15 protein-coding genes are annotated in these 12,273 nt (G+C 72.0%); 9 read left to right on the top strand and 6 right to left on the bottom strand.

The window, feature by feature from the left end; genetic code table 11:
• Positions 1-20: 20 nt before the first annotated feature.
• From ACWDR4_RS44465 to ACWDR4_RS44455, 3 genes are all read left to right on the top strand, one after another.
• Positions 21-848, top strand: coding sequence for an alpha/beta fold hydrolase (locus ACWDR4_RS44465; protein ID WP_450417207.1), 828 nt, complete (start codon positions 21-23; stop codon positions 846-848).
• A gap of 10 nt (positions 849-858) precedes the next feature.
• Positions 859-1,656, top strand: a complete 798-nt coding sequence (locus tag ACWDR4_RS44460; RefSeq protein ID WP_450417185.1) for an alpha/beta hydrolase — start codon at positions 859-861, stop codon at positions 1,654-1,656.
• 67 nt (positions 1,657-1,723) lie between these two features.
• A complete protein-coding gene (locus ACWDR4_RS44455) occupies positions 1,724-2,515 on the top strand; it encodes an MBL fold metallo-hydrolase (RefSeq protein ID WP_450417183.1) in 792 nt (263 codons plus the stop codon).
• Between the two features lie 18 nt (positions 2,516-2,533).
• Here ACWDR4_RS44455 and ACWDR4_RS44450 read toward each other — a convergent pair whose 3' ends face one another.
• The gene (locus ACWDR4_RS44450; protein WP_450417181.1) at positions 2,534-3,073 is read right to left on the bottom strand and encodes a flavoprotein; all 540 of its coding nucleotides are present in this window, start codon (positions 3,071-3,073) and stop codon (positions 2,534-2,536) included.
• A 158-nt stretch (positions 3,074-3,231) separates the two neighbouring features.
• Here ACWDR4_RS44450 and ACWDR4_RS44445 point away from each other — a divergent pair, with 158 nt between their 5' ends.
• Positions 3,232-3,864, top strand: coding sequence for a LysE/ArgO family amino acid transporter (locus tag ACWDR4_RS44445; protein WP_450417179.1), 633 nt, complete (start codon positions 3,232-3,234; stop codon positions 3,862-3,864).
• 22 nt (positions 3,865-3,886) lie between these two features.
• On the opposite strand, the gene ACWDR4_RS44440 is transcribed toward ACWDR4_RS44445, so the two are convergent.
• Positions 3,887-4,324: a nuclear transport factor 2 family protein gene (locus ACWDR4_RS44440; RefSeq protein WP_450417177.1), complete on the bottom strand. Its 438-nt coding sequence runs from the start codon at positions 4,322-4,324 to the stop codon at positions 3,887-3,889.
• A 146-nt stretch (positions 4,325-4,470) separates the two neighbouring features.
• Here ACWDR4_RS44440 and ACWDR4_RS44435 point away from each other — a divergent pair, with 146 nt between their 5' ends.
• The gene (locus tag ACWDR4_RS44435; protein WP_450417175.1) at positions 4,471-4,920 is read left to right on the top strand and encodes a nitroreductase family deazaflavin-dependent oxidoreductase; all 450 of its coding nucleotides are present in this window, start codon (positions 4,471-4,473) and stop codon (positions 4,918-4,920) included.
• Positions 4,921-5,001: 81 nt separating this feature from the next.
• Here the strand turns inward: ACWDR4_RS44435 and ACWDR4_RS44430 are convergent, their stop codons facing one another.
• The 3 genes from ACWDR4_RS44430 to ACWDR4_RS44420 all read right to left on the bottom strand — a co-directional run bounded on the left by ACWDR4_RS44430 (position 5,002) and on the right by ACWDR4_RS44420 (position 7,190).
• Positions 5,002-5,997, bottom strand: a complete 996-nt coding sequence (locus tag ACWDR4_RS44430; protein ID WP_450417174.1) for a cation diffusion facilitator family transporter — start codon at positions 5,995-5,997, stop codon at positions 5,002-5,004.
• Complete coding sequence (locus ACWDR4_RS44425) at positions 5,994-6,386, bottom strand: VOC family protein (RefSeq protein WP_450417172.1); 393 nt, start codon at positions 6,384-6,386, stop codon at positions 5,994-5,996. Before ACWDR4_RS44425 ends, ACWDR4_RS44430 begins: the two co-directional genes overlap by 4 nt.
• A gap of 75 nt (positions 6,387-6,461) precedes the next feature.
• Positions 6,462-7,190 (bottom strand): helix-turn-helix domain-containing protein, encoded by a 729-nt coding sequence (locus tag ACWDR4_RS44420; protein WP_450417170.1) that lies wholly within the window; start codon positions 7,188-7,190, stop codon positions 6,462-6,464.
• Positions 7,191-7,335: 145 nt separating this feature from the next.
• Between ACWDR4_RS44420 and ACWDR4_RS44415 the strand changes: the two genes are divergently transcribed.
• Positions 7,336-8,844, top strand: a complete 1,509-nt coding sequence (locus ACWDR4_RS44415; protein ID WP_450417168.1) for an APC family permease — start codon at positions 7,336-7,338, stop codon at positions 8,842-8,844.
• 103 nt (positions 8,845-8,947) lie between these two features.
• A complete protein-coding gene (locus ACWDR4_RS44410) occupies positions 8,948-10,582 on the top strand; it encodes an amidohydrolase (RefSeq protein WP_450417166.1) in 1,635 nt (544 codons plus the stop codon).
• Positions 10,583-10,599: 17 nt separating this feature from the next.
• Here ACWDR4_RS44410 and ACWDR4_RS44405 read toward each other — a convergent pair whose 3' ends face one another.
• Complete coding sequence (locus ACWDR4_RS44405) at positions 10,600-11,115, bottom strand: N-acetyltransferase family protein (protein ID WP_450417164.1); 516 nt, start codon at positions 11,113-11,115, stop codon at positions 10,600-10,602.
• 123 nt (positions 11,116-11,238) lie between these two features.
• Between ACWDR4_RS44405 and ACWDR4_RS44400 the strand changes: the two genes are divergently transcribed.
• Together ACWDR4_RS44400 and ACWDR4_RS44395 are read left to right on the top strand one after the other, a co-directional pair.
• Complete coding sequence (locus ACWDR4_RS44400) at positions 11,239-11,601, top strand: DUF1304 domain-containing protein (protein WP_105975628.1); 363 nt, start codon at positions 11,239-11,241, stop codon at positions 11,599-11,601.
• Complete coding sequence (locus ACWDR4_RS44395) at positions 11,598-12,161, top strand: TetR/AcrR family transcriptional regulator (RefSeq protein ID WP_450417162.1); 564 nt, start codon at positions 11,598-11,600, stop codon at positions 12,159-12,161. The genes ACWDR4_RS44400 and ACWDR4_RS44395 overlap by 4 nt, the downstream gene beginning before the upstream one ends.
• The last annotated feature ends 112 nt before the right edge of the window (positions 12,162-12,273 follow it).

Below are 12,273 nucleotides of genomic sequence, written 5' to 3'. Positions count from 1 at the left end.
CCGGAAGGAACTTCGTGAGCATGCGACTCCACCGCACCCTGGGCACGGTCCTCGCGAGCTGCGCCCTGGTCGTCGGACTGACCGGCGCCGTGGCACCCTCGTCCCCGGCGGCCACGGCGGCGCAGAGAACCGCCCCCAAGCCGACCGTCGTGCTCGTCCACGGGGTGTTCGCCGACGCGTCGGGCTGGAACGCCACGATCAAGTCCCTTCAGGACGCCGGTTTCCCGGTGATCGCCCCGGCCAACCCGCTGCGCGACCTGGCCGCCGACTCGGCCTACGTCTCGTCGGTCGTGGCGAGCATCCCGGGGCCGGTGATCCTGGTGGGCCACTCGTACGGCGGCGAGGTCGTCACCAACGCGGCGCGCGACCGGGCCAACGTCAAGGCGCTGGTGTACGTCGCCGCCTTCGCGCCCGACCAGGGCGAGACCGCGCTGGACCTGGCCGGGAAGTTCCCCGGCAGCAAGCTGCCCGAGTCGCTCCTGGTCCGGACGTATCCGCAGCCGGGCGCCCCCGACGGCCACGACGGCTACATCGACCCGGCGAAGTTCCACGACGTCTTCGCCCAGGACCTGCCGAGGAGGACGACCCAGGTCATGGCGGCGGCCCAACGCCCGGGCAGCCTCGAAGGGTTGGGCAGCGGCAGCGGAGTACCTGCGTGGAAGACCCTGCCCTCCTGGTACGTCATCCCGACCGCCGACAACGTCATCCCGCCGGCGGTGCAGCGGTTCATGGCCGAGCGGGCCGGCAGCCGGACCGTCGAGGTCAAGGGGGCCTCGCACGTCGTGATGATGTCCCGCCCGGACGCTGTCGTCCGCCAGATCAAGGCCGCGTACCGCGCCACCGACTGAGGAGCACCCGATGAGCACTCCCGACACCATCGTCCTGATCCACGGCTTCTGGGTCACCCCCCGCAGCTGGGAACACTGGATCGACCACTACGAGAAGCGCGGCTACCGCGTCCTCGCGCCCGCCTACCCGGGCTTCGAGGTGGAGGTCGAGTCACTCAACGCGGACCCGACGCCGGTCGAGCAGGTCACGGTCCCGCAGATCGTCGAGAGCCTGGAGAGCGTCGTCCGTTCCCTGGACAAGCCGCCGATCCTCATCGGCCACTCCGCGGGCGGTGTCTTCGTCCAGCTGCTGCTCGACCGGGGCCACGGAGCGGCGGGCGTGGCGATCAACTCCGCGCCGACGGAGGGGGTCGCGGTGCTGCCGCTGACCCAGATCAAGGCGGCCTTCCCGGTGCTGAAGAACCCGGCCAACCGGCACCGGGCGGTCGGCCTGAACTTCGAGCAGTGGCACTACGCGTTCACGAACACGTTCGCCGAGGAGGAGTCCCGGCGGCTGTACGAGCGGTACGCGGTCCCGGCGTCCGGCAGCATCTTCTTCGACAGCGCCCTGGCCACCCTGCGCCCCGGCCACCAGAGCACGTACGTCAATTACCACAACGACGACCGCGCGCCGCTGCTGTTCGTCTCGGGCGAGCTGGACCATCTGATGCCGCCCAAGGTGCAGCAGTCCAACGCCAAGCACTACAAGTCGAAGACGGTCACGGAGATCAGGGAGTACGCGGGACGGCCGCACCTGCTTCCCGCCGCGCCCGGCTGGGAGGAGGTCGCGGACGACGTGCTGGCGTGGGCGGTCGAGCACGCCCGGTAGACCGTAAAGAGCCCGGGGCGGCCGGACCTCGGCCTCCCCGGGCATCCGCAACCCGGAGGGAACCCGTATGACCGAGGCCCGCGTCACGCACATCGGCGGACCGACCACGCTGATCGAGGCGGGCGGCTGGCGGCTGCTGACGGATCCGACGTTCGACCCGCCCGGCCGGCGCTACTCCTTCGGCTGGGGCACCTCGTCGGTGAAGACCACGGGTCCGGCGTTGGCAGCCGCCGAACTCCCCCCGCTGGACGCCGTGTTGCTGACCCACGACCACCACGGCGACAACCTCGACACGGCGGGCCGGGCCCTGCTCCCCGGGGTGGACGTCGTCCTGACGACCCCGTCCGGGGCGCGCAGGCTCGGCGGCAACGCGCACGGCCTCGCCCCCTGGACCACGTACCGCCTGACGGCCCCGGGCCGCCCGCCGATCGAGGTCACGGCGACCCCGGCCCGGCACGGCCCACCGCTCTCCCGCCCGGTGGTCGGCGAGGTGACGGGCTTCGCCCTGCGCTGGGAGGGACAGCGGCACGGCGTGCTGTGGATCTCCGGGGACACCGTCCTGTACGACGGTGTGCGGGACGTCGCCCACCGGCTGACCGTCGGCACGGCACTCCTCCATCTGGGCGGCGTCCGCTTCCCCCTGACCGGCCCCCTGCGCTACACGATGACGGCGGCCCAAGCGGTGTCCCTGTGCGGCGAGTTGAGACCCCGGACCGCCCTGCCCGTGCACTACGAGGGCTGGCGGCACTTCCAGGAGGGCCGGCGGTCGATCGAGGCGGAACTGGCGATGGCGCCCGGCGACATCCGGGACCGGTTCCGCTGGCTGCCGATGGGCGCCCCGCTCGACATCACCGTGTGACGGATCCCGCGTGACCGATCACCGCGCGACGAGCAGCTCCAGCCCCCGCTCCCACTCGAACTCCGGCCACCCACCGCCCTCTTGGACGTCTCCGGCGTACGGATCCCCGAACCGCACCCCCATCCCGCCCAGCCGTTCCAGACTCGCCCGGTACGCGGGATGAGCGGCCAACGCGTCGCCCACGCACGGCAGTACGGCGATCGGCACCCCCATCCCGTACACCTCGCACAGCGTGCCCAGGGCGAGGGTGTCGGCGATGCCGGCCGCCCATTTGTTGAGGGTGTTGAAGGTGGCGGGCGCGACCAGCACGGCGTCGGGCGCCGGGAAGGGCCGTGGATCACCGGGCTTGCGCCAGGCGGACCGGATCGGGCGGCCGGTCTGCGCCTCGACGGCGGCCGTGTCGAAGAAGCCCGTGGCGAGGGGCGTGGCGATGACTCCGACCTCCCAGTCGCGTTCCTGCGCGGCGGTGATCAACTTGCTGATGTCGGAGGCGATTCCGGCGGCGCAGACGACGACGTAGAGGAAGGGTTTCGGGGCCTGTCGGGTCGGCTCGGTCATCCGGAAACCCTAAATGAGTTGCCGGTCCCGGGCCTCCGCCCCCAGGATCACGCCATGCCTACGATCGACGCCCTCCTGCCGCTGATGTCCGCCGCCGCTCGTCCGGTGCGGTTCCAGCAGCAGCCCGGCCGCCCCTGGAGGCCCGTGCTTCCCCGGTCATGACGGCCGCGCTGGTCGCGGGGCTGCTCGCGGGGTACGGCATCGCCATCCCCGTCGGAGCCGTCGCGACGTATCTCGTCTCCCTCACCGCCCGTACGTCCCTCAGGACCGGTGTCTGCGCCGCGCTCGGCATCGCCACCGCCGACGGGCTCTACGCCCTGCTGGCCGCCCTCGGGGGTTCCGCGCTGGCCGGTGCCCTGCAGCCGGTGCTGGTGCCGCTGCGCTGGGCCTCCGCCGTGGTGCTGGCCATGCTCGCGCTGCGGGGCGGGGCCGGCGCCCTGCGGCAGTACCGCGAAGGCGCGCTCTCCACCCGCGCCGACCCGACACCGCCGAGTCCGCTCCGGGCGTATCTCCTGCTGGTCGGCATCACGCTGCTCAACCCCACCACCGTGATCTACTTCGCCGCCCTGGTGCTCGGCAGCCGGGCCTCGGACGCCGTGTCCCCTTGGGAGCAAGGGGTGTTCGTGCTCGCGGCCTTCCTCGCCTCGGCCAGCTGGCAGCTGCTGGTCGCCTCCGGCGGCGCACTGCTCGGCCGGGTGCTCACGGGCCGGCGCGGGCGGCTGGTGACGGCGCTCGTGTCCAGCGCGGTGATCATGGCGCTGGCCGTGCGGATGGTGGTGTCACCGACATGACGCACGGCCGCGGGCGAAGTCCTCAGTCGTCGTCCGGTGCGAAAGCGCGGGCGACGGCGAGGCTGTCCTCGTACACGTGATGGCGTATGACGAGACCGTCCCGCACGGTCAGGTGCAGGGCGAACCGGGCGCGGTAGGGGCGCCCGGTGGCCCTGGCCGTCTGCCGGATCTCGCCCAGCACGACCGCGTCCTCGCCGTCGACCAGCACCCGTTCGATCTCGGTGGCGGCCTCGCCGGGGACATGGTGGGCGCCCAGGTCACGGAAGTGGGCGGCGGCGTCGGCACGGCCGGCGCGATGGCGGATCCACGGGGTGGCGGCGCGGCCGTGCTCGTCCTCCGGCCAGCTGAGCCGCCAGCCGGTCTCCTCCGCGTACAGTTCCGCGATCCGCTCCGGGTCGCCCTCGCCGATCCGGGTCAGCAGGTCGTTCACGACGGAGCGGGTGGTGGCTGCGGGTGTCATGGGCCCCACTGTGGCCGAGTACGCCGAACGGGGCGATTACCTCGCGGGTAAAGCGGTTTCGTACGCGCCCCGGATGAATAAACCCTGCTCGGGTGTTCACCCTCATGAGCGACAGTCACACGCGACGAGACGATGGGACGTGAGCCATGCCTCTTGAGGGCGAGTACGAAGCCAGTCCGACCCAGTGGGTGCGGGACCAGGTGGAGCTGTACGAGAGCTCCGGCGGAACCAAGGGAACGACCCTGATGGACACCGGCATGCCGGTGATCCTGCTCACCACCCGGGGCGCCCGGAGCGGCAAGATCCGCAGGACGCCGCTGATGCGGGTGGAACACGACGGGGTGTACGCGGTGGTCGCCTCGCTGGGCGGCGCCCCCAAGCACCCGGTCTGGTACTTCAACGTCGTCGCCGATCCGCACGTCGACCTCCAGGACGGGCCGGTACGCCAGGACTTCGTCGCCCGTGAGGTGACCGGCGAGGAGAAGGCCACGTGGTGGGAGCGGGCGGTCGCCGCGTTCCCCCAGTACGCCGAGTACCAGAAGAAGACCGACCGTGAGATCCCCGTGTTCGTCCTCGATCCGTTCGAAGGGAACTGACCCCGGCAGCCGTTCTCGGCCGGGCGGAAAGAAATTCCGGTTCCGGGAGGCATGAAGTCCTCACCCCCGGGCATCCGAGCCTCAGGCCCCGCCGCGCTCCCCCGTCGCGGCGGGGCTTTCCCCTGCCTCCTTCGCATCCGCGTCGGTCACGTCGAGGAAGATCTCGCCGGCCTCGGGGACCGCTCGGGCCACGGAGCGCTTGATGCGTACGGCGATCTCCTCGACCCGCTCGCTGTCGAGACCGGGGACGAGATCGATCCGGGCGGCCACCAGTGTGGAGTCGAGGCCCATCTTCATCGTGAACAGCGCCTCCACGCTGTCGATCTCGGGCTGGGCCGCCAGCAGGGCGCGGATCTCCCGGCTCAGTTCCGGGTCGATGGCCTCCCCGACGAGCTGGGCGCGGGCGTCCCGGCCCAGCCAGTAGGCGACGCAGACGAGCAGTACCCCGATGGCGAGGGAGGCGGACGCCTCCCACACGGCCTGCCCGGTGGCCATGTGCAGGGCCATGCCCGCGAGGGCGAGCGTCACGCCGAGCACGGCGGTGCCGTCCTCGGCGATCACCGTACGCAGGGCGGGGTCGCGCAGAGCCCCCGTACCACCGGCAGCACCTTCCCGGCGCGCCTGGTGCACGGCCCGCAGCAGCGAGGTGCCCTCCGCGAGCAGTGCGACGCCGAGCACGGCCAGGCCCACCACATAGCCGTCGAAGGACTCCTCCGCGCCGCCCTTGAGCGCTTCCACGCCCTGGAAGAAGGAGAAGCAGCCGCCCATGACGAAGATGCCGACGGCCGCGAGCAGCGACCAGAAGAACCGTTCCTTGCCGTAGCCGAAGGGGTGCCGCCGGTCGGCGGGGCGGCGGCTGCGGCGCAGGGCGGCGAGCAGGAAGACCTCGTTGAGGCTGTCGGCCACGGAGTGCGCGGCCTCGGACAGGAGCGCGGGCGACCCGCTGAGGAGCCCGCCCACGGCCTTGGCGACGACGATCAGCAGATTGGCGCCCAGCGCGACCAGCACGGTCAGCCGTGTCCGCCGGTCCGCGGACGCCGTATCCTCCGCCTCCGTCCCGTCCCCGCGAGCCGTCAAAGCTGCTCGGGCGCCGTCGACCCGTCCCGGCGCAGGGTGAAGGAGTGGCCGGCCGGGTCGGCGTACCCCCGCTCCTCGTACGGTGTGCCGGCGTCGTTCGTCTCCAGGGCGCGTCCGCCGAGCCCGACCACCCTGCGTTCCGCCTCGTCGAGATCGCTCACGCGGAAGTCCAGATGGACCTGGAAGGAAGCCTCGGCGCGCGGCCAGCTCGGCGGGGTCATGTTCGCGTCGAGGCGGAACTCCATCCGGGTTCCCTCGGCGGCCCTGATCTCGATGCGGTTGACGGTCGTCACCGTCTCCTCGGCCTCCAGCAACTCCATGTAGAACGCGGCGAGTTTCTCGGGTTCTGCACAGTCCAGCACCACAACGCCTGCTGTCACCAAGGTCATGCTTCCTCCGTACGGAGTCCGGGGCGGGTCCGGTCGCCGCAGCCCTCTCCGGTGCGAGTACCCCGTCCACCGGAATCACACGGGCTGTGCGCCACCGGGCACGGTGAGCTGCGCGAGGCGGGCCGCCGCCGCTGTCAGGAAGAGGTCCAGGGCCGCCGGGTAGGAGCTGTGGCGCATGGCCATCACGAGATGGCGGGCGGTCGCGTTGATGTGCGGGTGGGTGTCGGCGGGCAGCCGGGCGTAGGTCGCCCGCCACACGGCCGCCTCCGCCTCGCGGGCGGCCTTCGGCAGCGCCGCGTTCGCCGAGTCGAGGGCACCGAAGGCGAGCGCCTGGTCGACGAAGGCGTGGTAGATCCGTACCGCCTCGGCGTCCGGGAACCCGGCCCCGCGCAGCACCCCGAGGATGGTCTCCACGGCCTGGATCTCGTACGCCCGTCCGGTCACCCGGTACGAGCTGAGCACCGCCGCCTGCGGTTGGGCGAGGGCTCCGGCGTGCATCCGCAGGCCGAGATCCCGCAGGTCGGCGCGCCAGTCGCCGCTGGGGCGCCAGGTGCGCAGCGTACGGCCGATCAGCTCGTCGGCGATGGCGAGCATCAGCTCGTCGGTGTCGCGGAAGTAGCGGTACAGGGCGCTCGGGTCGGCGCCGAGGGCGCGGCCGAGGCGGCGCACGGAGAGGGCCTCGGCGCCGTGTTCGCCGAGCAGCCGCATCGCCGTCTCGACGATCAGCTCCTCGGAGAGGACGACGCCCTGTTTGGTGGGGCGCCTGCGCCGCCGGGCGGCGGGCGGGACGACACGTTCGCTCATGGACTTCCTCGCTTCCCCTCTTCCTCCTGCGCGGTGGCCGATGGCGGCACCTTATGACAACACCGTTGACCTGTTAAGGCCCCGGGCAGTTTCATGTGCGTTCACCGGGGTCGACCGAGGCCCCCAGGTGTGAGCGGAGACCGCCATGACCGATCCCCAGCCCTACGGCACACCCCCACCCGGGCTGCGGAAGTCCCTCGGTGTGCTGGACGGCGTCGCCATCGCCGCGTCCAGCACGGCGGCCACGACCAGCATCGGCATCGGTCTCGGGGTCACGGCAGGGGTGGTCGGGCTGCATCTGCCCGCGATCATGCTGCTGGCGTTCCTGCCGATCCTGGGCATCGCGGGCGCCTACTCCCGACTGAACCGGGTCGAGCCGAACGCGGGCAACGGCTATGTGTGGGTGGGGCGTTCGCTCAGTCCCTGGCTCGGCTTCATGGTCGGCTGGGTGAACATCGTGGCGGCGGTGGTGTTCCTGGCGTACACCACGGCGGTCACCGGCTCGGCGCTGATCCAGTTGGCCGGCGACGCGGGCCTCACCCGGGTGGCCGGGCTGACCCTGGACCCCGGATCGACCGCGCAGACGACCGCCATCGGCATCCTGGTCCTCGTCGCCGTCACCCTGACCGCGGTCTCCGGCATCAGGACGGCCGCCCGGCTCCAGGGCGGACTGCTGGTCTTCGAATACGTCGTCCTGCTGGGCTTCTGCGGATACGGCATCGTCGTCGGCCCGCACCCCTTCAGCCTGAGCTGGTTCGACCCCTTCCAGATCCCCTCGGCGTCAGCGCTCGCGCAGGGCATGCTGCTGTCGGTGTTCTGCTACTGGGGATTCGAGGCCGCGTTCAGTGTGAACGAGGAGGTGAAGGACCCGAGGCAGGCGTCGCGGGCCGGGATCACCACCCTGGTGACGATGCTGGGCCTCTTCATGCTCGGCTCGATCGCCTTCCAACGGGTGCTGTCGGAGGGCGAGTTGGCGGGCCACGGCGCCGAGGGGCTGGCGTTCTTCGGCGACCGGCTCGCCGACCAGCCGCTGGCCGCGCTGCCGCTCGTCGCGCTGATGTTCTCTGCCGTGGCCTCCTTGCAGGCCGGGGTGATCCCGACGGCCCGCGCGATGTTCGCGATGAGCCGCGACCGTACGCTCGGCCCGACCTGGTCCCGGGTCAGCCCCCGGTACGGCACCCCGGCGGCCGGGACGCTGATGATCGGCGCGCTGGCGGCGGCCGTCGCCGGGCTGGCCCTGGTCATCCCGCGCCTCGCCGACATGATCCTGGCGGCGGTCAACGCGATCGGCATGGTGGTCGCCCTGTCGTACGCGCTCACCGCACTCGCCGCCGCCGTACGCTTCCGGGGTCTGCTGCGCGAGAACTGGCGGGACGGCATACGGGCGGTGGTGCTGCCCACGCTGAGCGCGGCCACGCTGCTCGGTCTCGGTGGCTATCTCGGCTGGTCCTTCTACACCTCCGCCGACCATCTCGAACTCAGCCCCGACAACGGCTGGTTCCTGCTTCTCGTGCCCTCGCTGATGGTCGCGTCCGGTTTCGTGGCCGCGGCGTGGGCGAAGTGGGGGCGCAAGTCGCCGTACTTCAGCACCGGTCGGGGTACGGATGCGGATGCGCCGCAGCTGCTGGCCGTGCGGGAGCCGTCGGCACGGTGAGCTCCGCGGGCTGGCGGTTCAATTTACCTGCGGGCCGGTGGGGGCTGGTCGCGCAGTTCCCCGCGCCCCTTTGGGGCGCCCCACACCATCAAGGAAACGGAACATGCACGCTGAACTCCTCTTCACCGGCGGGCCGGTCTTCGCCCCCGGGAATCCCACGGCCGTCGCGGTCACCGGTGGGCGGATCGTCGCCGTGGGCCGGGACGAGGTGCACGATCTGATCGGGGCGGGGACCGAGGTGGTCGATCTCGCCGGGCGGCTGCTCCTGCCGGGCTTCCAGGACGCCCACGTCCATCCGCTGCCGGCCGGTCTCGAAATGACCCAGTGCGATCTGACCGACACGAAGACCGCCGAGGACACGGTGGCCGTGGTCCGCGCGTACGCCCTCGCGCATCCCGAGCAGGAGTGGATCACGGGCGGCGGCTGGTCCATGGAGGCCTTCGAAGGGGGCACGCCCACCCGGGAGCTGCTGGACGCGGTGATCCCAGATCGCCCGGTGTACCTGCCCAACCGGGACCATCACGGGGCCTGGGTCAACACGCGCGCCCTCGAACTCGCGGGCATCACGCGGGACACCCCGGACCCGGCGGACGGCCGCTTCGAACGGGACGCCTCGGGCGAGCCGACCGGCATGCTCCAGGAAGGGGCCATGGAGTACGTGGGCCGGCTGACCCCGCCGGTCACGGCGGCGGAGCGGCTGGCGGCCCTGCTGTCCGCGCAGCGCCGGCTGCACTCGCTCGGTGTCACGGCCTGGCAGGACGCGTTGGTCGGCTCGTTCCTCGGCATGGAGGACCCCTCCGAGACCTACCTCGCCGCCGCCCGGGACGGTTCACTGACCGCCCGGGTGGTCGGCGCCCTGTGGTGGGACCGGGAGCGTGGGGCCGAGCAGATCCCCGAACTCGTGGAGCGGCGGGCCGCGTTGAGCGGGGGCAGGTTCCGGGCGACCAGCGTGAAGCTGATGCTGGACGGGGTCGCCGAGACGGGCACGGCCGCGCTGCTCGACCCCTACCTCGACAAGTGCGGCTGCGCCACGGCCAACCGGGGCACGAGCTTCGTGGACGCGGCCGAACTGCCCAAGTACGTCACGCAGTTGGACGCCCTCGGCTTCCAGTGCCACTTCCACGCGCTCGGCGACCGGGCCGTACGGGACGCCCTGGACGCCGTCGAGGCCGCGCGCGCCGCGAACGGGCCGAGCGACACCCGGCCGCATCTGGCCCACCTCCAGGTGGTCCACCCGGACGACGTGCCGCGCTTCGCCCGGCTCGGCGCGGTCGCCAACATCCAGGCACTGTGGGCCATGCACGAACCCCAGATGGACGACCTGACGATCCCCTTCCTCGGGCCCGAACGGGCGGCGTGGCAGTACCCGTTCGGCGCGTTGCTGCGCTCCGGGGCCACCCTGGCGGCGGGCAGCGACTGGCCTGTCAGCAGCCCCGACCCGCTCCAGGCGATCCACGTCGCGGTCAACCGCGCGGCACCGGGCTCCGCATCACCCCGGGTGTTCCTCCCCGCCGAACGCATCGGCCTGACGGACGCCCTCACGGCGTACACCGCGGGTTCGGCGTACGCCAACCACCTGGACGACACGGGCCGTGTGCGCGCCGGGGCGCTGGCCGACCTGACGATCCTGGACCGCGATCCGTACGCCGGCCCGCCGGAGGCGATCGCGGAGACGAAGGTGGCGCTCACGTATGTGGGGGGTGAGCGGGTGTACGCGGCGGAGGGGCAGCCTGACTAGAGGCCCAGGCCCGGGCCTCAGCCCGCGCTCAGGCTCAGGCGCAGTGTCAGGGACTGCGGTGCGAAGCCGTTCCGCTCGTAGAAACGTATGGCGTCGGTGTTGGCCGCGTAGGCGGTCACCTCGGCATGCTCGGCGCCCTGCTCCCCCGCCCACCGGACGAAGGCCTCCACCAGGCGTGCTCCGGCCCCCGAACTCCGGTGGGCGGGACGGACGTACACGCTGATCAGGGTGGCGGCCTTCACCGGCCGCATGGCGGTGGGTTCGGTGAGGGAGCCCATCAGATGACCGACCACCGCACCGTCGCACTCGACCGCCAGCACCAGACGCGCCGGGTCGTCCAGTGCCGACGCGAACGAAGCGGCGGCGTGCTCGCGCGGCCAGTCCACGTCGACGCTCGGATCACGGGTACCGGCGTCCTCGGCGAAGAGGGCGGTACTGGAGGCGACGAGTCCGGGGATGTCGTCGGCACGGGCGGGGCGGACGGTGATGGTGAGGTCGGAGGCCGTGGGTTCGGAGGTCGTGGGTTCGGTCATGATCGGGACGCTATCGGCAGGCTCTGACAACCCGACGGCGATTTCCTGGACACTCGTCCATGTATGCTGACCACCTGTCCATGATGGACACCTGTCCAAGAAACCTGAAGGAGTTTGCCGAGCATGGAGACGGTCGCGAACGTGCTGGTCGGTCTGGTGGCCGCGCTGCACGCGTACATCCTGGTGATGGAGATGTTCCTGTGGCAGCGTCCGCCGGGGCGCAAGTTCCACGGGTTCGACCCGGAGATGGCCCGCGCGACCGCCGCGATGGCCGCCAACCAGGGGCTCTACAACGGGTTTCTCGCGGCGGGCCTGGTCTGGGGGCTGATCGCCGCCGATCCGACCGGGTTCCGGGCGCAGGTCTTCTTCCTCTCCTGTGTGATCGTGGCCGGCGTCTACGGCGCCGCGACGGCGAACCGGCGCATCCTGTTCGCCCAGGCGCTGCCCGGCGCCATCGCCCTGGCCGCCGTCCTCGTCGCCCGGTGACACGCGGCGTGCCCGAGGACCCGCGGGCCGCCCGCACCCGGGCGAGGCTCCGCGAGGCCTTGCTGGAGGAATGCGCCGAGCACCCCCTGGCGGAGGTCAGCGTCGCCGCGCTGGTGCGCAGGGCGGGGGTCGGGCGGGCGACCTTCTACGTCCACTATCCCGACCTGGAGGCGCTGGCCGTCGATGCCTGCGCCGATGTCGTACGGGAGGCGGTGGACGCCCTGCACGCCTGGCGCGGCCGGCCCGACCCGGTGATCGCGCCGGTCGCGCTCGTGGAGTTCTTCGCGGCCCTCGCTCCGCACGCCGCGCTGTACCGGGCCCTGCTGAGCCCGGGGGGCGGGGGGCCGTTGGGTCAGGTACTGCACCGGGATCTGCGCGCGCGGAGCCTTGCGGAACGTGAGCTCGCGGGCGCGGCGGACGCGCCGCTGGTCGCGTCGGCGGTGGCCGCCACGTTCGCGGGGGTCCTGGCGGACTGGCTGCACGGCCGGATCGAGGCGACGTCGGAGGAGATCACCCACCAGGTGTGGCAGCTGCTGGTGGCGCTGCACCGGAGCCGGTAGGGATTTTCGCCCCCGCCGCCCCTACCCGTTCCCATCCCTGGGGGCTGCGCCCCCAGACCCCCGCTGTCGGCCCTGAACGGGCCTTGTCCTCAAACGCCGGACGGGCTAAAAG

The sequence above is a fragment of the Streptomyces sp. NPDC000878 genome (assembly GCF_053599695.1).
Note: the sequence above shows the minus strand (reverse complement) of the source record. Positions and strands in the feature narration are given on the sequence as shown.